This is a genomic window from Microbulbifer maximicatervae (SeqCode) (assembly GCF_052468155.1).
In genome coordinates, this window is the sequence record NZ_CP174335.1 from 4,266,521 (window position 1) to 4,291,828 (window position 25,308).

Consider the following 25,308-nt stretch of genomic DNA (forward strand, 5'->3'; position numbering starts at 1 on the left):
GATAGCTTATCTTATGGAACCTCAAGAGATCAATGTCGGTATCGATACCAGCAGTAAACAACTCGATATTTATGTGAGACCTACTGGCCAGTTCTTTAGTGTTGCCAATGATAAAAATGGCATTAAAGATGCCATTAAACAACTACAACCTCTTAAACCTCAAAGAGTATTAATAGAGTCTACGGGAAGGCTCGAGTTAGAGTTTGTTTGCGCCGCCGACAAAGCCGGATTACCTATTGTTGTTTGCAATCCTTCGCAGATAAGGAGCTTCGCTAAATCTGCAGGGCGCCTCGCCAAAACTGACAAGCTAGATGCAATGGATATTGCACATTTTGGTGAGGCCATGAAGCCAGGGCTGTCGGTGCTAAAACCAGAAAAGCTTAGGGCGATCAGTGACTTACTGGCTGTAAGAAGTCAGTGTTTAGAGATGAGTACAATGCAAAAGAATCGGCTTCAGAGGATGCCGAAATCAGTACACAAACCTATCCAGACCATTCTAAACACCATCAAGAAAGAGTTACAAGGTATCGACAAGCAACTGGAAAAACTGGTTAACAGTGTGTCCGAGTGGCGGCAAAGGCGTGACCTATTGTTGAGTGCCAAAGGGGTCGGAAATGTATTGGCCTATACGTTAATGAGTGAACTTCCTGAGCTAGGACAATTGAACCGTAAAGAAATCGCTGCACTTGTCGGTATCGCCCCGATGAACCGTGATAGCGGCAACTTCCAGGGCAAACGATATATTCGAGGTGGAAGGCATCGCGTACGCACGGTTCTTTTTGTTTCCATCATGTCGGCCATACAACATCATCCCAAACTAAAGCCCATGTATAAGCGATTAGTCGACGCTGGCAAACCTAAAAAGGTTGCTCTGGTTGCCTGCATGAGAAAGCAGATTACGATCCTGAATACAATGGTGAAAAACAACACCTACTGGGATGAAAGTATGGCTTAAAAACTTGACGAGTAACCATAGTCACTTGTTATGGCTTTTAGCTAGAAGCATCCTCGAACCTTGGCTTGTATATGCGGGCGTGTTTGTTGATTTTTTTGAAGCACTTAATGTGACAGAAGAAACGCTGGAGATCTAGCTTGTCCGTGGGTTGATCAATGTTAGCGATAAGATCGACTGCACATGGATCTAGACCTCCTTGATTATCGATGTGCTCACCACATAGAAAGCATTGATATCCTTTATCGTCACTCATAGATATTTATTCTTTAGGGCCATAACGTTTAAAATAAATAGCATAAATAGATTGACTATACTGCGCGAAGCGCCAGCCAAGCTATTTATGTCCAAGCCCACTTGTGGGCAATTTTGATTTTGTTTGCTAGGTTACTTTAAACCTACAAAATAATTCCTATAGCAATAATGTAAAACATAGGCGGATACACAGGTGGGAACCGCAATAGAACTTAGCAGCTTGACCGCAAGACCTGTAGATGGAGTTAATAAAAATAGATTAACTAGCACACCCAGCCCTATTGCAAATAAAATTAACAATAAAGCAACACCAAACAATACAACTTTGCGCTCTACATCTGACTCACGCTTTTCAAACTCTTTGACGGCACTTTTCATTGATTCTCCTTAGTAACATAACGCCGCTAGCAAGGGCAGCCGAAGCAACGCGTAGGCTGTCCAGCCCAGTCCCGTAGGGGGTGGGCGAGCTTGCCTAGCCTGGTTATGGTTGGCGCGCTCGGGACCGACTACTAGCACTTTGCCAGCCATTGTTTGGCTGGCCGCTGCCCAATATTTACGAGGAAAGAATACCGCACTTTCCCCAACCAATTCCTATCTTACAGGCACTCCACTAAATTGCACCGGACTGCCTCTTTTTACAACACCCGAGCGAACACTCTAGGAGCGAAACTGCTTGAATAGCAATCAGTAAAATTGCTCAACACCGGATGCTATTTAGTAGCACTAAACCTTCAGTTACCACGGAAAATCAATAAAACCGACCGCCACAATAACGCCCAGCACACGGGCGGCCGAAACAGAGCGAAGCGGCGTGTAGGCCGTCCAGCCCGGCCTTTTTTGCCGGGCGTTCGTGCTACTGCTTGTTATGTGTTTGATTTAGCGGCAATAACCTTACCTAAAACAACTAAGCCAGTCCCTAAAATTAATGTAGACAATACATAGTTTTGGCCACCCTCTGTAGCCACAACTTTATAGTAAGTGTGACTGTCCTCGCCGGTAAAGAAATTACTTATTGTTATCCAAAAATCTACCGGCAAGAAATTGATCATAAAAGCCAACCCTGGATATGCAATAAATATCCAACCAAACCATACACACCACTTAGAGATCTTTTTCATGGATTACACATAACGCCGCCAGCAGGGGCAGCTTACCTTGTGCGCGTTTTGCGCAAAAATGGGAGCGCAGCGACCTGCGCAAAAAGTGCACAAGGTAAGCTGTCCCGCAGAGGGCCCAAAGGCCCGGAGCATCCTGCCTGGCTTTGTTAAATTTCGGACTACCTGGAGATCCAAAACTCAATTAGAGCTTTGGTTTTATTATCTGGGGTCAGAGAGCCAGGCTTGTATACCCATTTATTTACGGCACTTAGTGCAGCTTGATTGAATCCAGATTCGGGACTCGCATCTATTACTTTTGATGAAATCACCTTTCCTTGATCAGAGACTGTTACTTCCATTAGAACCCACCCTTCCACACCACGGCTGAGAAGGTCCTTAGGGTAGTATGGATTGACTTTAATTAACGGCTTATGAGTAATTTGTTGATTCGGAGCCGCAATAGGCGCAGGAATAATAGGATTGGACTTGCAACCAGCCAAAACCATAACAAATAGGAAAAATACTAAATATCTCATTGCAACTCCTAGAAATTTAACGCTAAGCTTTGGGGCGGACTGCGCAGCAGGCCGTCCCAGCAGCCGAAGGCTGTGACAACAGCGCCTTGTTAAACGTTTCAGCTCTCATAATAGCGCCGCAACAATTAAGGTTGTAAATATAAATGCTATAGGCGCCACGCCCGCTAAACCCCAGCCATATTTTTGAGCGATAGAGTTGTTTTTGGCTGCTTGGCCTTTGCTAATGGCAATGCAACCTGCAATTAGTGAAACTGTAGAAAAACCCATAAGCCAAAACGGCCCAGTAACAACCGCCCAAAAGGCTGCGGTGTTTAGAGCAGGAATAATTGCATGCTCAGAAAGTTCTCCCTACCTAAAACCACTGTTACCACTAAAAATAACATGGTGGCCCAGCTTATTGATACTACGGTTCTTTCCATATTTACGTTTAACGCCGCTAGCAAGGGCAGCCGAAGCAACGCGTAGGCTGTCCAGCCCAGCCCCGAAGGGGTTGGGCGAGCTTGACTAGCCTGGTTATGGCTGGCGCGCTCGGGACCGACTACTAGCACTTTGCCAGCCATAGTTTGGCTGGGCGCTGCCCAATATTTACGAGGAAAGAATACCGCACTTTCCCCAACCAATTCCTATCTTACTGGCAATCCGCGAAATTGCAGTGGACTGTCCCTTTTTACAGCACCTGAGCGAACGCTCTAGGAGCGAAACTGCTTGAATAGCAATCAATAAAAACTGCTCAATACTGGCTGCTATTTAGTGGCACTAAACTTTCAGTTACTACGAAAAATCAATAAAATCGACCGCCACAATAACGCCGCTAGCAAGGGCAGCCGAAGCAACGCGTAGGCTGTCCAGCCCAGCCCCGAAGGGGTTGGGCGAGCTTGCCTAGCCTAGTTATGGTTGGCGCGCTCGGGACCGACTACCAGCACTTTGCCAGCCATAGTTTGGCTGGCCGCTGCCCAATATTTACGAGAAAAGAATACCGCACTTTCCCCAACCAATTCCTATTTTACTGGCACTCCACGAAATTGCAGCGGACTGCCCACCTCTACCACACTTGAGCAAATACCCTAGGAACGAAACTGCTTGAATAGCAACCAGTAAAAAGGGCTCAATATCGGCTGCAATTTAGTGGCACTAAAGCTTCAGTTACCACGAAAAATCAATAAAACCGACCGCCACAATAACGCCACAAACAGTGGCAGATTTGGAGCAGCGAAGCTGCGGAAAAACTGTCCAGCCCGCGTAGTGGGCGGTGCTGCTTTGTTTTGTTAAATACTACGGCCACTACGAAGCCACCTAATTGATCTAAGTATTAGTTGTGGTAAGTAATACCACCAAACAGTGCCGACAACACCTATATAGATAGCTGGATACCAAAAATTGGGGATATCTCGATAGATACTGTACTCCCCATTGCTCCCAATACTATCTACGAAGTTAAGTGCTTCGACTACGTACGCTAGTGGCACCATTCCCCAACCTACGGGAAAATCTATTGTGAGGTAAAGGAGCCAAGCCATTACCGCACTGCCATCGGAACTATTTACAATCAGATACCCCATAATAAATACGGATACGAGATGTATTACAGCTAGTGTTACAGAGACTTTATGTATCATTGGTATTTAACGCCCACCTCACGCGCCGTCTTGTAGCGACGAAGGAGCGGAAAGATGGTCGCTGTGCAGGTATTTGGTACGCCCAGCATGGGCGTGAACTAATGGGGTGAAAGTCCCCTGTAGGAGGATCACCGTTTAATGGTCTCCATTAAATGCTAACTACTAGCAAATGGCAACTGCAAGACCGTGAGGTCTTGTGGGGAGGAAGCCGCTAGCAAAGCTACGAGCTGACGAACAGAAACATCATATAAGGCTTAGCCTGGAGGCGAGGTAGCCAAGGATACCGAAGCCATGTGGTCTAACGGGTAGAGTAAATGATGCAGTTGTGTAGTGAAAGTTCACGCTCTTATCTGGGGAGATCTGTTCAACCTGCTGCTGTAAAGCTGTCAGCGTGGCCGCTGACTCATAAGTAGGCCCAGCCCGCTAGCCACCATCGCGGGGGTAACCAAAATTGATGGAACACAGCAGCGCCTCAGCCAGTAATGGCCAAGGTGATTGAACAGAAGTCAGCCGACGGCATAGTAACCTAATGCCAAGATTAATACCTTGGATACGGTGAAGGCCTGAACCCAAAATCCACGAGTTAAAAGACAGGGCTAGCCTACCGATGTGTTGCCAGCCGGATATAAAATTGACGTAGCGCACTGCCATGACACTCAACTCAAATGAAAATCTGCTTGAAATCATCCTCAGCAAAGAAAATCTTAATGCTGCATGGAAACACGTGCGAAGCAACAAAGGTGCCGCAGGCATTGACGGGATTACTGTCGATAATTTTGTGCAGCACTTCAAGGCAGTTGGCGACGACCTCATCGAGACTATTCGACAGGGTCATTACCAGCCGCTTCCCGTCAGGCGCGTCTACATTCGCAAGCCAGATGGTGGCCGGCGTGGTCTCGGGATACCTACGATCTTTGATCGTGTTATTCAGCAGGCTATCGCCCAAATCATCGGTCCCAGTTTCGATAAAACCTTTTCGGAGTTCAGCTATGGATTCCGCCCAAAGCGATCACAGCATCATGCGGTGAAAAAGCTACAGAAGTATATCGAAGGCGGGAAGCGAATAGCCGTAGATGTCGATTTATCTAAGTTCTTCGACCGGGTCAACCATGACTTCCTCATGAGTTTACTTGGCCAAAGAATCAGCGATAAGCGTTTACTCAAGTTGATCGCAAGTTACTTGCGTGCAGGAAGTGTAGAAAATGGATGCTGGAAAGCCTGTCATGAGGGGGTGCCACAAGGGGGCCCTTTATCGCCGCTACTCTCCAACATTGTACTCGACCTGCTCGATAAAGAGCTGGAAAAACGCCGACATGATTTTGTTCGCTATGCGGATGATTTTGTGATTGTTGCTGCTTCTAAGCGCGCGGGTGAACGGGTTATGGCGAGTATTAAACGCTTTGTTGAACGCAAGCTTAAGCTCAAAGTTAACGATACTAAAAGCCAAGTAGTTCCTGTCAGCCGCTGTAAGTTTTTGGGATTCTCTTTTCGCGGTGCAAGGCTCGTCTGGCATGATAAGTCCCTGCTCCAATTTAAATACCGCATCCGCCAGATTACAGGGCGATCCCGTGGTATTTCTATGGAAAAGAAATTGAAAGAACTTACCATGTTCCTCCGTGGTTGGATCAATTATTTTGGTATAGCGCAAGGCTATTAAAAATGTATCGATCTTGACTGCTGGATACGACGAAGATTGAGAATGAACTACTGGAAAAACTGGCGTAAAGTGAGAACGAAAGTCCGAAACTTACTATGCATGGGTGTGAGTGAATCACTGGCTGTCACTTGTGGATCGTCCGGTAAGAGTTACTGGCGAAATGCAAAGACCGAAGGTATTCATATTGCACTCAACAATGAGCTTTTCCAAAAGATGGGCTTGATTTCTTTACGTGACCGCTGGGTAGAGATTCATTACGGATAGGGAACCGCCCATTGCGGACCCGCACGATGGGTGGTGTGGGGGCCGGTAGCTAGAAACTACCGGCTACCCGATTTAGGCTTTAGCTTACTTATTTCCTTTAATAGCTGAAGGAACGTATATTCGCTGAAGTTAACAGTCTCTTTGCTATTTCTTCTCTCTGACCAATGGCTACGATACTCAGACCACCATTCTTTCATCTTTGGAACATCTTGCGCTAGGAATTCAGCTACTGTTTTTTGATGTTGTTCTATTTCTTGTAGCTCTTCACGCCTATTTGTGATTGTTCATACTTACCACTTGATGCTAGACAATCTTGGTGACCTAAATGCATATTGTGAGGAGTGTACAAGTATGGATGCTTCTCAGAGTTTGGTTCTTGACTCCAAAAAACATATGATTCATGAAACTTTAGACTCTTTGAGCATATTTCACATTTAGCACCAAATGAAGGTATTAAATTTCTTTTAATATTTTTTAAGATTACTCTTATTTTTTGTGTTCTTGATTGGTTATAACTTTGCCCCAAAAGATAGCAAATCACCAATGTTCCTGGAATTACCGCAAGGGCAACCATTATTACCACTAACCATGACGGTAACGATAGAATAAGAATTGTTCCGCTAAACTGAAGGACAAAACCTGAAAATAACATGAAGCTAGCAATTGATCCTAGAAAATCAATTCGTGGCTCGGAGTTAACATCAATCATACTTAAATCATTAGAAGGAGGCGTCGACTTGAGTGTGTTGACCTCTTTTTGCTCAGTTACTAAGTGTGTTCCTGCCAGAACCGTGGCGCCAATTATTTCAATAAGAAGGCCACTGAGAAGTATAATTGCTCCTATTTTGGCGATATTTGAAGACTGTGCCCAAGCGAGGGATATTTCTTTGACGGATGCTTCGACAGAAGAGACCTGATTATTTGTGTTTCCTAGCTCACTCTTTAACACATCAATGGCATCTAGCTCGTTATCTATCCGCAAAAATTGCTCTCCGCTGTTTTCCTCAATTCTAGATAAATCAGACCTTAAATTGCTTGCAGTTATCTCGACTCTTTGCTCAGACTGATTAATTTGTGTATTAAGGTGCTTTACCTGAACCCTTAAAGCTTGAAGCTCTTCTTCCAGCTGTCCAATATTATTTTTCAGAAGCTCTTGTGTATCCATAGACTTCTCAGCATGAGAGCTTAAGGAAAACGTTAACAATATAACTACCAAATATGGAAATTTCATACTTACTTTCTTCGATTTCAGTGAGCCTAACGCCAAGCTCACCCGCGGAGGCGCGATAGCGCCGGAGTCGGGTGCAGCGTTTTGTTAAATTGATTTCTCAAGCGCAATTCTCATTATCTTAGCTCCTTTAGGAGTAAGAAAACCTTTCGAGGTCAAACCATGATCCTCCATGTACTCGAGGTCATCTGGCTCAAAAACACCTTGGTCTTTCAATACCTCAAGTCTTTTCGCTAAAATCCTGGTTGGAGCCTCAACGTATTTTTCTGGGAGCTTGCCTTCTATTCTATCAGAAAGATATCTGATAAAGCCTGGCGAAACATCACCTATATCACTCTCTACTTCGTTGATTTTTCTTTGCAACCGTCGAAGTTCTATCCTTGATTTATCTAGTTCATTAGTGTGTTTTTCAAGCTCTTTTAGAAGCGCTTCCTTTTCGCCATCTGCAACTCTCGCTTTCTCCATAAGATCGAGGATTATCTTGTTTCGTTCATTCTCTTGCTCTTTAATATGCTTCTCTTCCTTCCTTTCCTCTTCTCTTGCTTGTTGTACATCGAAAGGCATCTTGTCGAACTTATCTCTCAATCCATTGTATCCCTCATCAATGTGTCGCAATTTTTCACCAAACCCTGATTCGATGCGACCAAGTATTTCAGACATTTCTTTCGTAAATTTGTAAGAATTATCGTAGAACCGATTTGATGTTTCCGTAGCTTTAAAATAGAACGCAGTAGAAAGAGCTATCGCGAAGAACGCAAGTAGAACAGATAGTAGATCAGTGAAACTAAAAGCTTGAAAGCTAAATGAAATACTCGAGTTGATTAGCTTCCACGTTAAAACTAACAACAACGAAATCAACAGAATATCTCTAATATTCCCTAATGTAAGAAACCCTCCTTGCCAAAATTTGTTTGGTTTCTCTTTCTGAGTGCTTTCCGAGCTCATTCCGTCTCCTGTCAATTTAACGCCCACAGCACGGGCGGCCGAAGCGCAGCGTAGGCTGTCCCGCGGAGGCCCGAAGGGCCGAAGCAGCGTGCCTGTGATTGTTAAGAGTTATTGGCACCATGTTCCTGATTCCAACAAAAACACACAAACAAGTAGTAGCTACCAAATAGGGCGTATATCCACATAATTGTAAACCCCACGTGATCTATAGCACTACTACCAAATTTGGAATACAACAAAAATACCAAAAGTGAAGCAAAGAACGAGGTGTTCAGAATGACAGTACCTATAAAGCGCGCAACACCAAATCTACTCCCTTGCATTGGGCAGAGAAATGTAAATGGAAACCATGCAAATTTCTTAGCATGAAATACATTCATTATTTTAATAAACTCACTCATAACTCGATCTTTCGATTATGGCTCTTAACGCCGCCGGCAGGGGCAGCTTACCTTGTGCGCGTTTTGCGCAAAAATGGGAGCAAAGCGACCTGCGCAAAAGGTGCACAAGGTAAGCTGTCCCGCGGAGGGCCGCAGGCCCGGAGCAAATTGCCCGGCTTTGTTATGTGGCCCCAAGGGAGCGTCTTAGCAGCCCTCTTGTTCCGATGGTGGAATAAACGGAATTGAGGAATGAAGCCTATTCTGTATACACCCACCATGAGAATACATAAGCTGTGTTTCCTCATCACCGAGGCCTAAATTGATAGTCACAGCAGGTTCATCTTCTATCAATTTACCGCAAAAACAACAGATACATTTAGTACCGAAAGCCTCAGATAAAGCCCTTCTCAGTTCTCTAATCCACATAGATACTCCGATAACCCGAGGACACATAACGTCCGGCGCACAGGCGAAGCACGCAGTGCTGAGTCCGGGCCGAAGGCCGATTGTGCCGCCGCTGGTTATATTTCATTACGCGATTGGCTCCAAATCAGAGGGAAAAGAACGAAACTCCTCCCATTGAGATTCACTCATTTCACCTTTGAAATTACGGGAATTCCACGCTCGATTTAAATGCGCATATATATGGGCTATATCTATAGAATAGCCCTCGATATCGACGCTCCCCTTAGATCCCATTTCTTTAATGAGATCACCTAGATGCTCATGTGCATCTTCTAGCTCACTCATTAATTGACTCCATTCAACTGGGTTTTTCTTGCTATCTATCATGATTTCTCAGAAATATAACGCCTGGCGCAACGGCGAAGCACGAAGTGCTGAGTTCGGCAGCCAAAGGCTGCGCATTGCCGCCACTTCTTATGAGCCTCTGTTACGTAACACATGAGATTTTGCTTCAAAGTAAAGAAACCCGTTAAAAATTAAACTTAGTATTCCCGCCGCAATTATCGATGCAGAAAAAACAAAGAGAATTGAGTTGCAAAACCAAAGAACCATAGACGCAACAATGCCAAAGATAAGTAAACCAGAAGCTAGTTTAAGATCTCTTGAAGCTTTTTCTAGGCGCCGCCCCCAAAATTCAGGAGTTTTAGTTAACATTCTCAATATACTCATAACGTCGCCATAAACGGATGCCGAAGCAACGCGTAGGCAGTCCGGTGGAGGGCGCGTCTTTTGCGACCGAAACGAATTTAATGGCCTTGTATGGTTGTTCTTGCCCGATTCTGATGTTGAAAATCCTTTTCGTTAACGGGTAAATTGAGACCCACCTTCGGCGGCCACCGAAGGCCTTGTTTATCACAGTTCGCTGCTTGGCTGGTTCGTAAAAGACCGATAACAAGTATGAACGTGATAAGCACTCACTAGGCATAACTCGGATAGTCATGTGGGCCTCGAGCCCGAATAGCAAGGCGGAGATAGCTTATCTTATGGAACCTCAAGAGATCAATGTCGGTATCGATACCAGCAGTAAACAACTCGATATTTATGTGAGACCTACTGGCCAGTTCTTTAGTGTTGCCAATGATAAAAATGGCATTAAAGATGCCATTAAACAACTACAACCTCTTAAACCTCAAAGAGTATTAATAGAGTCTACGGGAAGGCTCGAGTTAGAGTTTGTTTGCGCCGCCGACAAAGCCGGATTACCTATTGTTGTTTGCAATCCTTCGCAGATAAGGAGCTTCGCTAAATCCGCGGGGCGCCTCGCCAAAACTGACAAGCTAGATGCAATGGATATTGCACATTTTGGTGAGGCCATGAAGCCAGGGCTGTCGGTGCTAAAACCAGAAAAGCTTAGGGAGATCAGTGACTTACTGGCGGTAAGAAGTCAGTGTTTAGAGATGAGTACAATGCAAAAGAATCGACTTCAGAGAATGCCGAAATCAGTACACAAACCTATACAGACCATTCTAAACACCATCAAGAAAGAGCTACAAGGTATCGACAAGCAACTGGATAAACTGGTTAACAGTGTGTCTGAGTGGCGGCAAAGGCGTGACCTATTGTTGAGTGCCAAAGGGGTCGGAAATGTATTGGCCTATACGTTAATGAGTGAACTTCCTGAGCTAGGACAATTGAACCGTAAAGAAATCGCTGCACTTGTCGGTATCGCCCCGATGAACCGTGATAGCGGCAACTTCCAGGGCAAACGATATATTCGAGGTGGAAGGCATCGCGTACGCACGGTTCTTTTTGTTTCCATCATGTCGGCCATACAACATCATCCCAAACTAAAGCCCATGTATAAGCGATTAGTCGACGCTGGCAAACCTAAAAAGGTTGCTCTGGTTGCCTGCATGAGAAAGCAGATTACGATCCTGAATACAATGGTGAAAAACAACACCTACTGGGATGAAAGTATGGCTTAAAAACTTGACGAGTAACCATAGTCACTTGTTAACTGAGGTCCTCGTATTGCGCAATGTGCCCTGCTCCAAACTCGCTCAAATTGGCCAAGTAAACATCTAAGGACGAGCAAATTTTTGAGAGACGGCCAAATGGATAACGCTGATCTGACCATATACTTCCAGCTTCAGGTCCGCTAAATACGTAAATATGATACCCCTCGCAGCCTGTATTACAGATGCGAATAGCGCCGCTCAAGATTCCTTCACTTGTAGTAGAGCGCCCATCGAATGCACCTAAGACTTCAGCTGTATCAACTTCTTCAATCTCGTATGGCTGAAACCACTCTTCTTGTGGTGAGAGTTTGTAATATCCAACCATTTTTGGATCATTGAGCGCTTGAAACAGGCTTTTAGGAACACTTTCTTTCCACATATTCAGTTAACGCCTTGCTAAGGGGCAGCCGAAGTGCAGTGGAGGCTGTCCTGCGGAGGCCGCGCCTTTTGCGGTCGGAGTGAACTTGAGCAACTTGTTAGGTTTCTGTGACTATGGTGATGCAAGCTTAACCTCGCTAAATCTCCAGTTTGTAATTTCGCCTTGTGATTCAAGCTGACCAGACTGAACAAGGTAATAAATTCTTTTTGCGATCCTTTCTGCATCACAATTGTTGTCATCTAACCCTGTCTTATTTTGTGTCAGACCAATTATCATTGCCATCTTTCTCCAATTTTTGGTGGCTTGAGAAAGAATAACTTTGTCTATTTCCAAATCGTCCATTTTGGGAACCTAACGCCGCAAGCAACGGCCGAAATGTAGCGGCGAAGCCGCGGAATGTAGGTCCAGCCCACGTAGTGGGCGGTGTTGCCTTGCTTTGTTAAGCATGATGGCCTCTCTTATAAAATGCATAGGCACACAAAGCCAGCCCTACGGAATATACTAAATCAAAAGACATTACGGAAATAGCAGTGTAAGTGGGTGAGCTAGATAATAAATCAGGGTAAGTAGCCCACAGCCACTCCGTTGTAGGAATTGCTAACATGCTAGGCAGTAGCATTATGGTGAGGCCAATGATAAACAACCCGGAGGAGGACGAGCTTTGCTTTAAGATGCTGTATCCGGCGACTATCGCAACCAGAAGAGACGGCCAGGTAGAAAGCAAAGTCATTGTAATTATTTCGTGGATTCCCACTCGATCCCTCGTAATGCTTAACGCCCACAGCAGGGGCGGCTTAATTTGTGCGCGTTTTGCGCAAAAATTGGAGCGGAGCGACCTGCGCAAAAGGTGCACAAATTAAGCCGTCCCGCGGAGGCCCGAAGGGCCGTAGCAAACTGCCTGTGTTTGTTAAGGCCTCCACTAATCGCAGCCTGAGTCACCGAAACCAAAATCTATGCCACCACCGAAACCATCAGTTGACGATGGTACTCCTGTTTGCGCCGCTTTCTTTTTGCGCAATTCTTTCTCTACAGATTTTCGCTTATCTTCGATTAAAGATTTCTCCGACTCAGTAAATTTCTGATTCTCTAAAAGCTCAACACCACAATACATACATTTATCAAACCCAGTGTTCTGAATCCGACGACCACATATATGGCACAAGCCTTTGTTCATGTTTACTTCCCTTAACACCAAGCGAATGGGCTCGCGCCGCGTAGCAGTGACAGTCCAGGCCAACTTGTTGGCCGAGCATTGCGCGCCTTGTTATGGCTCATTTATTGGTAAACCCGAGAGCTCAAAGGTGGAATAAGCTCTTCTGTGATTGTACCCATTATTATTTCTAATTCGCTTTTGATTTCTACGAGTTGGTTGTTGAACTCTGGATACTGCTGCCAAAAGTTATCAGGCACAACAGCAATATTTGCCAGTAAATCTCCTTTGTACATGTCACCTTCGGCCAATGGGTTTACTGCAAGAATATCAAGAGCAACGGGAACCAGAAACCTTAAACCAATTTTTTGACCAATTAGTATGCGTAGATTTTCGACCGAAAGTTCCGCTAAAGGAACTGACCATAAACGGCGACATTCAGCGGCTAGACTTGAGCCAAAGTCAGGCCTGCCCCATTTTTCTTTGTGTAGTTCTTCGAGAGATTTTGATAGATCCACGATAATCCTTTAAGGGCCATAACGCAGCCAACACGGGCCAAAATGGAGCAGCGAAGCTGCGGAATGTAGGTCCAGCCAGCTTTGCTGGCATTCGTGCTTGGCTTTGTTACGTGTTTTTAGCACTCGTATAGCTCCGCTAAAAATTGATTAAAAGATTTGGCCAACCTAGTCATATTATATTCCCAGGGCTCACCCTCATAGTTAGCCTCTTCATGGTCCCAATGGTAGACAGCTCCAAATTCCTCTGGCTTAAGTGACAAGCAATATACGTCACCGCCAGGACTCTCCCCAAAAGGTAAGTAATGGCCAAGGATCATATCTTTATATTCTTCAATATTTCTTGCCAAGTCATCATGTACGAGTTCTTTTTGGATCGCGTAAAGGTGACCTATAAAGTCAAAGTGCTCTCCGTTGACCTTGACTCCATCTGGAACTGGACGCCCACCATTGTATTGTTGTAAAAACTCAACATATTCGAGAGGAAAGTCTATAGAAAGGTCACTCTCTAGCGCCTTAATATCAGGCCGACTCAACTTTCCATATGAATCATTAACTTGAATCATCGTGACTCGCTCTTACACCTAACGCCGCAATCAGCGGCAGACTAGTTGTTGATTGTTTTGTGCAAAAATGGCGAAGCCATGCACAAAACGAGCGACGGCTAGGCTGTCCAAGCCACGAAGTGGCTGATGCTGCATTGCCTTGTTATACGTTGCGCTTTGTAACATGTAATGTGCGTCTTTCTTTTGCGCTTATTACCACATTGCTAAACTCAACCTTCCAGGCTCCGAACTTTACGAAATTGCTTCTCGCTTGACGAAGATTCATATCATCGTTTAAGTCAGATGCCGCATCCCAATCTGGGTTTTCTGGATCAAGACAGTCGTCTTCCCAGAAGCAGACTGGACATACTAGGCATTTGCCTCGCTCCGCTAGTGAATAATAATCACAGCACGGGCACTGCTTCATATTTTCACTCATGGGGAATTCCTTTAATTCCATCGCTCGGTCTCGACTTACGTATAACGCCGCTAGCAAGGGCAGCCGAAGCAACGCGTAGGCTGTCCAGCCCAGCCCCGAAGGGGTTGGGCGAGCTTGCCTAGCCTAGTTATGGCTGGCGCGCTCGGGACCGACTACTAGCACTTTGCCAGCCATAGTTTGGCTGGCCGCTGCCCAATATTTACGAGGGAAGAATACCGCACTTTCCCTAACCAATTCCTATCTTACTGGCAATCCGCAAAATTGCAGCGGACTGCCTCTTTTTACAACACCCGAGCGAACACTCTTGGAGCGAAACTGCCTGAATAGCAATCAGTAAAATTGCTCAATACCAGATGCTATTTAGTGGCACGAAACCTTCAGTTACCACGGAAAATCAATAAAACCGACCGCCACAATAACGCTCGGTTTAGGGGCGGCCGGAGCGCAGCGTAGGCCGTCCCAGCCGCGTCTTTCGCGGCGATTACAACCGCTTGTTAGGTGGTTGACGAAGGAGTAAAAATAGGCCCGCCGCACATACCAACCACCAAAATACTAAGAAGAATGCCAGAAAAAAAGACGCACTGCTGTAAGGGCTACCTGGAGCAATTGCTAGTTTTGACGATAACACCGGAAAGCCACTTTGTAGCAACCATAACGGCGGACCAATAAAGATGTCTCTGACATTGTGCCAACTCCCCCCAGCCCCATCCGTGAGAAAACTCATTGCTGCGAATAGCAATGCTAGGGCCAGCCCTAGTAAGAATGAAAAGCTTACTCGCCTCATGAGCTATTGCCACCTAACGCCCCGCACAAGGGCAGACAAATTAGCGTAGCGTTTTGGCTGTCCCAGCGACCAACGGGAGCGATTGCTGCGGCTTGTTATTGGGGACATTGTTCATTATGCCTATCATACGGGTATGATCGAACTTCACTACAGTTTTGGCCATAACATAAAACTATGATTTCGATGCAGCGATCGTTACCGGTATACAAGTAACTAAAGCTTGGCTCTGGTTTCACTGATGATTTTAAAATAGCTAGCCCTTCTGGAGGTAGATTCTTTCTGGCGAGGTATGTAATTACACTGCTTTTTGCTTGAGCAGCCATTTCTGGAGTTCTAACTTCTGGTGTTTCGTAGCCACCATCACATGCGACTAGCAAGGATGTGGTAATAAGAACTGAGAGTAAATTAAGTGGCTTTATCACTGTAATTCCTTGGCCCTATAACGCCTTGGCTGTGTTTTATACACATTATTTAAGTCCATTTAAAACCTCTGCTGCTTCAACATAATGGAGCAACTTAGCATATCCTTGCCAAACAGTTTTAACCCCTGGCTCGCCATCGCCTTTACGCCCTAGAAATCCTCCTAGACCTGCCAGCATACGCGTTATATCTCTCATGCTTGGAGGTATATTCGGTGGGGAACTTTTATCTCGCATCATCCATACCATGCGCCATTCTTTTTCAGAGTAAGCACTCGTACATGGTTCATCAGGAAGACTTTTTGCTTGTGTAGTTATCGAATGTAGTCGCCATCCAATAATCATATAGATCGCAATACAGTTCAACATTCGCTGCTCTGTTCTAAAACGATTACTTTCTATCTGGCATCCGCCTTTTACCACCCGAAAATAGGTTTCAATTTCCCACCGGCTTCGATACCACTCAATGATGACTCTCGCCTGCTTATAGTCTTCAACTGGAAGATCAGTTAACAGCATCCACTCAATGCCTTTTTCACCCTCTGGTGGGTTTAATTCCTTAGCCAATACAGCATAGAGAGAAAGTGGTCGTTTAGATTTTCCTTTTCCAAGTAGCCGTATCTCAGTAGTGGATACGCTGACTTTGGCTTTTCTTCCAGGTTCCCCATTCCGTTTGGGAATGTCTACCGCGTATAGACCAATAGATTTCTGCTCGTTCATATGATCCCAAAGCAAAACCGTTTCTTCTCCATCGAGCTCTAAAGTGCGATTGGCCTTAGCTCGAACGATATAGCTCGCCCGCCGCTGTTCACTTTGCTCTTCAGCCAGCTGAAACCACTCATGAATATCACCCTCTCTATCAGCAATACTCACAATTGTGCTTTCAGGGCAGTGCTCTTGTATCTGACAAGCCGTTTCGTAATGGTCTAGCCAGCGTCGACTCTCCTTATCCTTTATCGACTTGGTATAGCGGGAATTAGAACTTGATTCCTTATCTCTCTGCCACATACTACCTTCAACAACACCCAAATTAACTCTGGATGGTGTTATCGCGATGGAGGTGTGCAAGAGTTGTTGGTTGGTCTCTTTACGCCTAAGAGTTCCCATCTCTTTACTTTCTAGGTCAGTGGCAAAATTTAGAAAGGTAGTATCTTGTGGGATAAGAACAACAGGCTGCGCTTTGATTCTCTCAAGAGTTGCCGATTTATGACCGCTCATAATAGAGTCAAAGTTGACTTTATCATTTTCTATAAAGCGATAAGCTGCAAACGTTTCTGCCCAAGTTTTGTTTGCACAAGGAATGCTATTGTTTGGGTCTGAACTTAAATTACTGAGAATATTAGACAAGCGCTTATTCAAGCGTGTATCACCCATAACCTGATTTTTTACTTCGTCCATGACCCAGTCCTGCATAATAATCCAGCCAAATCTGTAGTTCTTACTGGGCTAAACTGTAACTTATTGATTTACATAATAAAACTTAAAAAAACTTGTGTATAAAACTTAGCGCCTTGGTTTGGGGCAGCCGGAGCAACGCGTAGGCTGTCCCAGCCACGAAGTGGCGAACAACACCACCTTGTTAAGTATCGTTACTTCGAGCATTTTACATAACCTTCTAATACATCACTCCATGCTTGGTCAGGATCAAACCCAACCACCAAACCATCCTTTGTTTTCTGGCCAGTAAAAGCTCCCATGCCGTGCTGAATCATGTACTTCGGGTAATAAGTAGGTTTGCCAAGAGTTTTAATTGAGTTACAAACAGCATTCATATTTTCAGCGGCTTTTTTAAAAGCCGCTTGAAAATTTGCTGTTTGTTCCTCGCTCAGTGCGCCTAGGTGATTCATGCGCAAAACAGTAACAGCCTGATGGGCAGACCTGTCTGAAACACGTAGGGTATCGTATTTTCCGTAAGCCAATGAAATGAAATAAAGCTGAACTGCTTTGTCAAAGTCGTCCTCGTTGACGCACTTGTTAACCCCAATATAAATATCAGCCGGGCTGTTTTTAGTGGTCAGCTCTTTGGTGGATATGCAGTTTACTGGTCTGCTGGACTCCAAGTTACCTTCGGCTTCATAGTTCTTGATATCTGCGTTTGCAGTAATAGAAACAATTAATCCGACTAAAGCTAATGCTATTCTCATGCTTTACTCTCCAAGATACTTAACGTTCGCATTTGCGGCGGGTGAAGCGTAGCGTAAGCCGTCCGGCCGCGATAGCGGCGAACAACATGCGCTTGTTAAGTGATCTAACAACCACGATCACCACCCCCTCCATCTCCACCACTGAAACCACCAGAATCACCACTGCCAAAATAACCAGCGGTGCCAGCCCCCTGGGTTACCCCAAACTTCACAATAAACCACAGCACGCTGGAAATTAAAAACCCAGCAAAAACCAATGGAGCAAAAATGGAATTAAGCGAGTTTTCGGAAGTAAGATCAACCATGTACCAAGAACCAGCCAACCCGATAAGATTAACCATGAATGATTTCATTTACTCTCCTTGTATCACTTAACGTCGTAATAACCGGCGGCCGGAGCGTAGCGTAGGCCGTCCGGCGCGCGTATTTTGCGCGCGAAGTTCATTACCTTGTTAGAAGGGACGTTTCTCCGATGCTTTTCTGAGTCTCGTTTGCAACATGCTCAAGGAGACCAGAGATGCACGAAGAAGCGCCATGCTCATCAACTGATGAGTCCCATATCCACTGCCCAATTTCACTGAGACTTCTATTGCCAACAATATTTTTTAAGTGTTCATCAACTTCATCATCAGTAATTGGCTTTTTAGTCTTTTGGTTCTGGATGTGGCCGCAGTAGTCATTTCGATATTTCTTGATGCCCAAGTCTTGAAATTCGTTGTACGAATCTTTGAGCCTCACCCTGGCTTCACTTGGAATATGGGCTTGGTACTTTTCATAGAGCTCCATGACTTTATTCAGGGTTATCGCAAGTGAAGAGTAAATGTACCGGTTAATCAGCGGCCAATACATATTTTTGGCCATTTCATCTGCGAATGGAACACTTCTACCAACCTGACTTAGCGAGTCTGATATAACTATTTGATGACGTAATGCAGCCAATTCGCCCAGCAGGCGCCCGGCGATATCAATAACTTCTAATTTTTTGGCCTTCTCATCGGTATTTTGCATGGTGACTACTTCTAACGCCCGGCTTTGGGGCGGACTTGTAGCTGCGAAGCAGCGGAAAGGCCGTCCCAGCCCCAAAGGGGCGACAACAGCCGCTTGTTAACTGCCTTGCACAATGCCATAAGTTATTAGTACTGTTCCAGCTAGCACCCCAACACCAAAAATCAAGATAAAAATCCAGGCGAAAGGCCTAAACCCCAACCATATCAAAGATCCTTCGAAGCTCTTAATCGGCCCATACATCAGCACAATAAATAAGCAAAGCATGCACCAAAGCCAAGCAATAGTTAGTATCGCTGAAGACAGTGGGGACCATGCAACAAATGGAATAAAGGGCGCGAGAACAAGAGCCCAGCGAGCTGGATACAATTTATTCGCTATTCCCTGAAAATAATTAGTAAGTGCTTTCATTCTCTTTGTGCAGTTAACGCCGCTAGCAAGGGCAGCCGAAGCAACGCGTAGGCTGTCCAGCCCAGCCCCGTAGGGGTTGGGCGAGCTTGGCTAGCCTGGTTATGTATTGATGTTCGACTCGAAGTATTCACTCTAAAAATAGCTTTTTTACTACTTTGCCACTAAATGAGTCTATGATTACCATGCCGCCGCCCCCACCAAGCATTGGACTGTCAGACGCCAGGATACCCGCGAAAGAAACAATATAATTGTTGCCATCTTTTTCAATGGATGCAGAACCGCATTCGCCACATTCCTGCTTGGCAATATCGATCGCTTCTTCAACGCTAATTTTAGGTTTTGTATTAGTTACAGAGCAAGCTGTCACTATTGCAAAAACAAAAAGTATAAAAATATTCTTTTTCATATTACCGGTACACATAACGCCCGTAGCAGGCGCGCGCATTTTGCGTCGCCTGCCTGCGTTTGTTAGTAGCCTTAGCCTTTATTTGATACGAGGTAAGCTTTAGCTCTTTCAAAACGGCCACCCTCTCCGCATATAGACACAAAAAAGTAGCCTTCATATTTTTCTAATAGGACTGATATTTCAAAGCCCTCTTCTTTTAGAATATAGCGCGCTTCATTCTTCCCAGAATTTACAAATTGATCTTCAAATCTGGAGAAATTACCCTTTACATAAGGCACTTTTGTCAATTCAGATAGACCAATTAAAACTGACTCTGTGTCTGCAACACACTCTGTATGGTTCATGTTCAATCTATTAGCTACTAACGCCAAGCGAATGGGCTGGCGCTGCGTAGCAGTGACAGTCCAGGCCAACTGGTTGGCCGAGCATTGCGCGCCTTGTTATGGCTCATTTATTGGTAAACCCGAGAGCTCAAAGGTGGAATAAGCTCTTCTGTGATTGTACCCATTATTATTTCTAATTCGCTTTTGATTTCTACGAGTTGGTTGTTGAACTCTGGATACTGCTGCCAAAAGTTATCAGGCACTGCAGCAATATTTGCCAGTAAATCTCCTTTGTACATGTCACCTTCGGCCAATGGGTTTACAGCAAGAATATCAAGAGCAACGGGAACCAGAAACCTTAAACCAATTTTTTGACCAATTAGCATGCGTAGGTTTTCGACTGAAAGTTCCGCTAAAGGAACTGACCATAAACGGCGACATTCAGCGGCTAGACTTGAACCAAAGTCAGGCCTGCCCCATTTTTCTTTGTGTAGTTCTTCGAGAGATTTTGATAGATCCACGATAATCCTTTAAGGGCCATAACGCCGCCAGCAGGGGCAGCTTACCTTGTGCGCGTTTTGCGCAAAAATGGGAGCGCAGCGACCTGCGCAAAAAGTGCACAAGGTAAGCTGTCCCGCAGAGGGCCCAAAGGCCCGGAGCATCCTGCCTGGCTTTGTTAAATTTCGGACTACCTGGAGATCCAAAACTCAATTAGAGCTTTGGTTTTATTATCTGGGGTCAGAGAGCCAGGCTTGTATACCCATTTATTTACGGCACTTAGTGCAGCTTGATTGAATCCAGATTCGGGACTCGCATCTATTACTTTTGATGAAATCACCTTTCCTTGATCAGAGACTGTTACTTCCATTAGAACCCACCCTTCCACACCACGGCTGAGAAGGTCCTTAGGGTAGTATGGATTGACTTTAATTAACGGCTTATGAGTAATTTGTTGATTCGGAGCCGCAATAGGCGCAGGAATAATAGGATTGGACTTGCAACCAGCCAAAACCATAACAAATAGGAAAAATACTAAATATCTCATTGCAACTCCTAGAAATTTAACGTCGCTAGCAAGGGCAGCCGAAGCAACGCGTAGGCTGTCCAGCCCAGCCCCGAAGGGGTTGGGCGAGCTTGACTAGCCTGGTTATGGCTGGCGCGCGCTGAACCACCTACTTGCTCTCTACCAGCCAACTTTGGCTGGTCACTACCCGATAAATTGAAAGGGAAAAATACCATACTTTCCCAACCGGTTAACTATCTGATTGGCACTCCATGATGGCGTAGCTGGCTTGCAGGGCTTGCTGACTTAAAACGATGGCACTGGAACGAAACTGCAGTACCAAATTGCAGGAAAACTCTCAGAAAAAGTGCTCAGATAGAGATTGATGCTTGCAGCAGCTACAGAACATCTGAAAATCGGCCGCCACAATAACGCCGCTAGCAAGGGCAGCCGAAGCAACGCGTAGGCTGTCCAGCCCAGCCCCGGAGGGGTTGGGCGAGCTTGACTAGCCTGGTTATGGCTGGCGCGCACTGAACCACCTACTTGCTCTCTACCAGCCAACTTTGGCTGGCCACTGCCCGATAAATTTAAAGGGGAAAATACCATACTTTCCCAACCGGTTAACTATCTGATTGGCACTCCATGATGGCGTAGCTGGCTTCCAGGGCTTGCTGACTTAAAACGATGGCACTGGAACGAAACTGCAGTACCAAATTGCAGGAAAACTCTCAGAAAAAGTGCTCAGATAGAGATTGATGCTTGCAGCAGCTACAGAACATCTGAAAATCGGCCGCCACAATAACGCCGCTAGCAAGGGCAGCCGAAGCAACGCGTAGGCTGTCCAGCTCAGCCCCGAAGGGGTTGGGCGAGCTTGACTAGCCTGGTTATGGCTGGCGCGCTCGGGACCGACTACCAGCACTTTGCCAGCCATAGTTTGGCTGGCCGCTGCCCAATATTTACGAGGAAAGAATACCGCACTTTCCCCAACCAATTCCTATTTTACTGGCACTCCACGAAATTGCAGCGGACTGCCCACCTCTACCACACTTGAGCAAATACCCTAGGAACGAAACTGATTGAATAGCAACCAGTAAAAAGGGCTCAATACCGGCTGCAATTTAGTGGCACTAAAGCTTCAGTTACTACGAAAAATCAATAAAATCGACCGCCACAATAACGCCCGCAACAGGGGCGACCAATGCTATGCACATTTTGTGCGAAACTGGGAGCGCAGCGACTGCACAAAATGTGCATAGCGTTGGACGTCCCGCAGAGGCCCGCAGGGCCGTAGCTTACTGCTTGCGCTTGTTGGCCATTTCTTGGAGCTGCGCCAGTCCCTCTTTACCGATATCCCCGAGCGAGCGAGTGTTTGAACAGGAACTAATTTCTGGAATCGAACCAGTTTTCCCAAAAACTACATACTTGTATCCTACCACCATGTGAGACGCACACATATCTTCGGGAAACAATGTATTTTTGACAGTTTTGGTATCTGTTACGCCTTTAATTCTTTCTAATTCAACTAATTCGTTTGTGACTACACCATTGTCACCAAGCGTTGAAGACTGAACCTGGCCGAGATAAACATAGTCAGACTCCAAATATCTCTTCTCAAGAGGAGCATCTACGCAGTAGCAACCGAACGCCAATTGAGCTTTAAACAGCAATAAAAATATTATGAATATCTTCATTCTAAGACGACCTTATGGCTAACGCCCGGCACCGAGCAAATTTTGTTGGCGGCTTTTTGGGGACAAAAAAGGTGACAATAAAATCTGTCCGGTGGAGCCGCTTGTTAGCTGCTGATTTCGGCAACAGCCACTGAATTACATACTACAAAACATGTGTCAAAGATTAACGCTTTGCACCCGCCATCAGGTTTATATGAGGCTACATAGTTTGTTTTAATTTTGTTTGCTACTGCATTTTCATAGGCTTCAAGTATTGGTTTCGGGCCTTGGGCCAATTGACCATTACTACCTTTGCAAAACTCAATAAACTGACCGGCATGATACGTGTTTGCATAATCAGTTAGAGGCCGCCAGCCACCAAATATTTTTTCATGAGCTTCCCAGACTAGGCCAAGAATTTCGTACCTATTCACTGGCTCCGAAGAATAGTAGAGGTAGCCATGTGGTTCGTTATGACTCCATAACAGTTGATGCTTATCAGTGAATTCAATTTCGCCGCTAGGTGAAGGCTGTACATCGCTTTCTTTTACACCTGCACACGTAATTCTGAACTTTCTTACAACATCGTTTTCTTTCCAATCATCGCACTCAAAATAAACAACCAAATCATCGGCATAATCTACTGCCGTTATTCGGCCGTTTAGGTCTTCGTATAGCTCTTCTGATAACTCTTCGATGTTCATATCTATTTTCAGCTAACGCCGCTAGCAAGGGCAGCCGAAGCAACGCGTAGGCTGTCCAGCCCAGCCCCGGAGGGGTTGGGCGAGCTTGACTAGCCTGGTTATGGCTGGCGCGCACTGAACCACCTACTTGCTCTCTACCAGCCAACTTTGGCTGGCCACTGCCCGATAAATTTAAAGGGGAAAATACCATACTTTCCCAACCGGTTAACTATCTGATTGGCACTCCATGATGGCGTAGCTGGCTTCCAGGGCTTGCTGACTTAAAACGATGGCACTGGAACGAAACTGCAGTACCAAATTGCAGGAAAACTCTCAGAAAAAGTGCTCAGATAGAGATTGATGCTTGCAGCAGCTACAGAACATCTGAAAATCGGCCGCCACAATAACGCCCGCAATAACCGGCCGGAGCGAAGCGGAGGTCCGGCGGAAGCCACGCAGTGGCTGGAGCGAAGTTAATTGCCTGGTTATGTGTAACCTCACACACCCGATCTTGATCCATTTTTTAGCACCCACAAAATAAGTGATGGGAGCAGAGAAAAATCGATTATAAGTGCAAGCCATAGATAACTTAAATATGGCTTGCCGGGCATCCACATTACGCCCAGTAGCATAAATATTCCACCAACCACCGGTATATTACTGGGCCCTGATTTCTTAATCATACGGCGTATTGATACCGGCCAATTTAGCAGACCTATAAAAACACCAATACTTAGTAGAGCTATTCCGAAATATTCCAACTACCGAATCTCTTTGAGATACACATAACGCCGTGCTCATCGGCGGCTTACTTTATGCGCGTTTTGCGCGAAAATGTGAGCGTAGCGACCGCGAAAAAGGTGCATAAAGTAAGCCGTCAGCTGCAGCACCTCGTTAGTTGCTTTTTTGGACTCCGAAAATCTCATCTAGCACGGCCTCCCCTCGGTTAGTTGGAGCCAGCTCATACTGCCATTTATTGTCTCTTGAAAATGAGCTACTCCAGTTCCATGGATCATTAATGAAGCTTTCCAAATCATCATTGGTTAATGTCTTTACAGACTCAACAGAGTATGGCTCTTTGGAAGCTCTATCAATCTGACAGAGTGAAATCAGGCCCTTTGACACCAATGAATTTACAAGGCCAATTGCCAGCTCATATTTTTCAATGAGGCTATCTTCCGTAGCATCAGAATGAATCTCTGATATTAACTCTGGTAGAGTTTTACCGAAATCAGTCAACTCAACCAATAGCCACTTTTCGTTGTCTGACAAGCTGATGGTTATAATCTCCCTGAGCAACTAACGCCGGCCAGCAGCGGCCGAGTGAAACGAGGTCCAGCGACCGCAGGGAGCGATGCTGGCTGGCCTGGTTAGATGTTTTCATTGAATTTGGCATTTACAGATGTGAAATACATTATTGCGATTATAGCGCCATCTGATAGCGTAATAATTGATGACAGGGCAGCCTCTATTGGTGAAAGCACCATAATGCCATCAAATAGCCCAGCAAATAGCCCAGCAAATGTAAAAACAATAAGACAAACAACAAATGCCGTACGAGCGTTTTTTTTATAGAAGTACAAGCCAGCCGAAATGACTAACCAAAGTAGCAACGTAAACCAATAATAAGCTTCACTTTGGGGAAGCTTTGAACCGAAGCCACCTAAATCGAGAATTTGTAACTCATCATTGGATAGCCACATATAATCTATAAACGGCATTGACCAAAATACTATTGCTAGCAATGCGCCAGCAACAACAAGTATTCGAAATAATGACCCCATTCTATGAATCCTTAATACATCTAACGCCGCCAACGCGGGCCGAAATGGAGCAGCGAAGCTGCGGAATGGAGGTCCAGCCAGCTTTGCTGGCGATCGTGCTTGACTTTGTTAAGAGTTCTCATTTCCGAAGTGCCCAATAGAAGCAATACTAATTACAAGGAATACAAAAATTACTATGAGCCAAACATATGGTCTGAACCAAAACCAATAGTCCATGCGATTTCCAGTCAAATGAAGATACTTAAAGCCAAAAATATAAACAAGAGTGACGGCTGTTGCTAAGATTAAACTGGCC

30 protein-coding genes are annotated in these 25,308 nt (G+C 45.3%); 4 read left to right on the forward strand and 26 right to left on the reverse strand.

Features of this window, described 5'->3' with window-relative positions; genetic code table 11:
• Positions 1-13 precede the first annotated feature (13 nt).
• The gene (locus ACJJIY_RS18165; RefSeq protein WP_444894991.1) at positions 14-955 is read left to right on the forward strand and encodes an IS110 family RNA-guided transposase; all 942 of its coding nucleotides are present in this window, start codon (positions 14-16) and stop codon (positions 953-955) included.
• A 384-nt stretch (positions 956-1,339) separates the two neighbouring features.
• Here ACJJIY_RS18165 and ACJJIY_RS18170 read toward each other — a convergent pair whose 3' ends face one another.
• The 4 genes from ACJJIY_RS18170 to ACJJIY_RS18185 all read right to left on the reverse strand — a co-directional run bounded on the left by ACJJIY_RS18170 (position 1,340) and on the right by ACJJIY_RS18185 (position 4,456).
• Positions 1,340-1,585 (reverse strand): hypothetical protein, encoded by a 246-nt coding sequence (locus tag ACJJIY_RS18170; RefSeq protein WP_445358541.1) that lies wholly within the window; start codon positions 1,583-1,585, stop codon positions 1,340-1,342.
• 485 nt (positions 1,586-2,070) lie between these two features.
• Positions 2,071-2,325 carry a hypothetical protein gene (locus tag ACJJIY_RS18175; protein ID WP_444896930.1) on the reverse strand — a complete coding sequence of 85 codons (255 nt, stop codon included), beginning with the start codon at positions 2,323-2,325 and terminating at the stop codon, positions 2,071-2,073.
• Positions 2,326-2,483: 158 nt separating this feature from the next.
• On the reverse strand, positions 2,484-2,840 hold the full coding sequence (locus ACJJIY_RS18180) for an energy transducer TonB (RefSeq protein WP_444896929.1): 357 nt from the start codon (positions 2,838-2,840) through the stop codon (positions 2,484-2,486).
• A gap of 1,265 nt (positions 2,841-4,105) precedes the next feature.
• Positions 4,106-4,456, reverse strand: a complete 351-nt coding sequence (locus ACJJIY_RS18185; protein WP_444896927.1) for a hypothetical protein — start codon at positions 4,454-4,456, stop codon at positions 4,106-4,108.
• 649 nt (positions 4,457-5,105) lie between these two features.
• On the opposite strand from ACJJIY_RS18185, the gene ltrA reads away from it, so the two are divergent.
• Together ltrA and ACJJIY_RS18195 are read left to right on the forward strand one after the other, a co-directional pair.
• Positions 5,106-6,113: a group II intron reverse transcriptase/maturase gene (gene ltrA, locus ACJJIY_RS18190; RefSeq protein WP_445358538.1), complete on the forward strand. Its 1,008-nt coding sequence runs from the start codon at positions 5,106-5,108 to the stop codon at positions 6,111-6,113.
• A gap of 42 nt (positions 6,114-6,155) precedes the next feature.
• Complete coding sequence (locus ACJJIY_RS18195; protein WP_445358539.1) at positions 6,156-6,377, forward strand: hypothetical protein; 222 nt, start codon at positions 6,156-6,158, stop codon at positions 6,375-6,377.
• 247 nt (positions 6,378-6,624) lie between these two features.
• Here ACJJIY_RS18195 and ACJJIY_RS18200 read toward each other — a convergent pair whose 3' ends face one another.
• The 4 genes from ACJJIY_RS18200 to ACJJIY_RS18215 form a co-directional block, all read right to left on the reverse strand.
• Positions 6,625-7,608 (reverse strand): SH3 domain-containing protein, encoded by a 984-nt coding sequence (locus ACJJIY_RS18200; RefSeq protein ID WP_445358542.1) that lies wholly within the window; start codon positions 7,606-7,608, stop codon positions 6,625-6,627.
• A gap of 84 nt (positions 7,609-7,692) precedes the next feature.
• Positions 7,693-8,550 carry a hypothetical protein gene (locus ACJJIY_RS18205; RefSeq protein ID WP_444896923.1) on the reverse strand — a complete coding sequence of 286 codons (858 nt, stop codon included), beginning with the start codon at positions 8,548-8,550 and terminating at the stop codon, positions 7,693-7,695.
• Positions 8,551-9,461: 911 nt separating this feature from the next.
• Positions 9,462-9,680 carry a hypothetical protein gene (locus ACJJIY_RS18210; protein WP_444896922.1) on the reverse strand — a complete coding sequence of 73 codons (219 nt, stop codon included), beginning with the start codon at positions 9,678-9,680 and terminating at the stop codon, positions 9,462-9,464.
• A 129-nt stretch (positions 9,681-9,809) separates the two neighbouring features.
• Complete coding sequence (locus ACJJIY_RS18215) at positions 9,810-10,064, reverse strand: hypothetical protein (protein WP_444896921.1); 255 nt, start codon at positions 10,062-10,064, stop codon at positions 9,810-9,812.
• Between the two features lie 314 nt (positions 10,065-10,378).
• On the opposite strand from ACJJIY_RS18215, the gene ACJJIY_RS18220 reads away from it, so the two are divergent.
• Positions 10,379-11,320, forward strand: coding sequence for an IS110 family RNA-guided transposase (locus tag ACJJIY_RS18220; RefSeq protein WP_413662913.1), 942 nt, complete (start codon positions 10,379-10,381; stop codon positions 11,318-11,320).
• A gap of 28 nt (positions 11,321-11,348) precedes the next feature.
• Here the strand turns inward: ACJJIY_RS18220 and ACJJIY_RS18225 are convergent, their stop codons facing one another.
• From ACJJIY_RS18225 to ACJJIY_RS18310, 18 genes are all read right to left on the reverse strand, one after another.
• Entirely contained in the window at positions 11,349-11,732 is a 384-nt protein-coding gene (locus tag ACJJIY_RS18225) for a hypothetical protein (protein ID WP_413665430.1), read from the reverse strand.
• A 111-nt stretch (positions 11,733-11,843) separates the two neighbouring features.
• Positions 11,844-12,074 (reverse strand): DUF3658 domain-containing protein, encoded by a 231-nt coding sequence (locus ACJJIY_RS18230; protein ID WP_413665429.1) that lies wholly within the window; start codon positions 12,072-12,074, stop codon positions 11,844-11,846.
• 577 nt (positions 12,075-12,651) lie between these two features.
• A complete protein-coding gene (locus ACJJIY_RS18235; protein ID WP_413665436.1) occupies positions 12,652-12,906 on the reverse strand; it encodes a hypothetical protein in 255 nt (84 codons plus the stop codon).
• Positions 12,907-13,007: 101 nt separating this feature from the next.
• Positions 13,008-13,400 (reverse strand): contact-dependent growth inhibition system immunity protein, encoded by a 393-nt coding sequence (locus ACJJIY_RS18240; protein WP_413665435.1) that lies wholly within the window; start codon positions 13,398-13,400, stop codon positions 13,008-13,010.
• A gap of 116 nt (positions 13,401-13,516) precedes the next feature.
• Positions 13,517-13,963: an SMI1/KNR4 family protein gene (locus ACJJIY_RS18245; protein WP_444896911.1), complete on the reverse strand. Its 447-nt coding sequence runs from the start codon at positions 13,961-13,963 to the stop codon at positions 13,517-13,519.
• A gap of 142 nt (positions 13,964-14,105) precedes the next feature.
• Positions 14,106-14,402 (reverse strand): CPCC family cysteine-rich protein, encoded by a 297-nt coding sequence (locus tag ACJJIY_RS18250; RefSeq protein WP_445358543.1) that lies wholly within the window; start codon positions 14,400-14,402, stop codon positions 14,106-14,108.
• Between the two features lie 1,230 nt (positions 14,403-15,632).
• Positions 15,633-16,997: an IS4 family transposase gene (locus ACJJIY_RS18255; RefSeq protein WP_444896910.1), complete on the reverse strand. Its 1,365-nt coding sequence runs from the start codon at positions 16,995-16,997 to the stop codon at positions 15,633-15,635.
• A gap of 176 nt (positions 16,998-17,173) precedes the next feature.
• Entirely contained in the window at positions 17,174-17,728 is a 555-nt protein-coding gene (locus tag ACJJIY_RS18260) for a hypothetical protein (RefSeq protein WP_444896909.1), read from the reverse strand.
• 104 nt (positions 17,729-17,832) lie between these two features.
• Positions 17,833-18,081 carry a hypothetical protein gene (locus ACJJIY_RS18265; RefSeq protein ID WP_445358544.1) on the reverse strand — a complete coding sequence of 83 codons (249 nt, stop codon included), beginning with the start codon at positions 18,079-18,081 and terminating at the stop codon, positions 17,833-17,835.
• 91 nt (positions 18,082-18,172) lie between these two features.
• Positions 18,173-18,736: a hypothetical protein gene (locus ACJJIY_RS18270; protein WP_445358545.1), complete on the reverse strand. Its 564-nt coding sequence runs from the start codon at positions 18,734-18,736 to the stop codon at positions 18,173-18,175.
• Between the two features lie 535 nt (positions 18,737-19,271).
• Positions 19,272-19,589: a hypothetical protein gene (locus ACJJIY_RS18275; RefSeq protein ID WP_445358546.1), complete on the reverse strand. Its 318-nt coding sequence runs from the start codon at positions 19,587-19,589 to the stop codon at positions 19,272-19,274.
• Between the two features lie 32 nt (positions 19,590-19,621).
• Positions 19,622-19,894 carry a hypothetical protein gene (locus tag ACJJIY_RS18280; RefSeq protein WP_445358547.1) on the reverse strand — a complete coding sequence of 91 codons (273 nt, stop codon included), beginning with the start codon at positions 19,892-19,894 and terminating at the stop codon, positions 19,622-19,624.
• A gap of 107 nt (positions 19,895-20,001) precedes the next feature.
• On the reverse strand, positions 20,002-20,394 hold the full coding sequence (locus tag ACJJIY_RS18285; protein WP_444905959.1) for a contact-dependent growth inhibition system immunity protein: 393 nt from the start codon (positions 20,392-20,394) through the stop codon (positions 20,002-20,004).
• A 167-nt stretch (positions 20,395-20,561) separates the two neighbouring features.
• Positions 20,562-20,918 carry an energy transducer TonB gene (locus tag ACJJIY_RS18290; protein ID WP_444896929.1) on the reverse strand — a complete coding sequence of 119 codons (357 nt, stop codon included), beginning with the start codon at positions 20,916-20,918 and terminating at the stop codon, positions 20,562-20,564.
• Between the two features lie 1,250 nt (positions 20,919-22,168).
• On the reverse strand, positions 22,169-22,567 hold the full coding sequence (locus ACJJIY_RS18295) for a hypothetical protein (protein ID WP_445358548.1): 399 nt from the start codon (positions 22,565-22,567) through the stop codon (positions 22,169-22,171).
• 104 nt (positions 22,568-22,671) lie between these two features.
• Entirely contained in the window at positions 22,672-23,250 is a 579-nt protein-coding gene (locus ACJJIY_RS18300; RefSeq protein WP_445358549.1) for a hypothetical protein, read from the reverse strand.
• An 873-nt stretch (positions 23,251-24,123) separates the two neighbouring features.
• On the reverse strand, positions 24,124-24,501 hold the full coding sequence (locus ACJJIY_RS18305) for a hypothetical protein (protein ID WP_152452928.1): 378 nt from the start codon (positions 24,499-24,501) through the stop codon (positions 24,124-24,126).
• 98 nt (positions 24,502-24,599) lie between these two features.
• A complete protein-coding gene (locus ACJJIY_RS18310; RefSeq protein ID WP_445358550.1) occupies positions 24,600-25,013 on the reverse strand; it encodes a hypothetical protein in 414 nt (137 codons plus the stop codon).
• Positions 25,014-25,308: the final 295 nt, after the last annotated feature.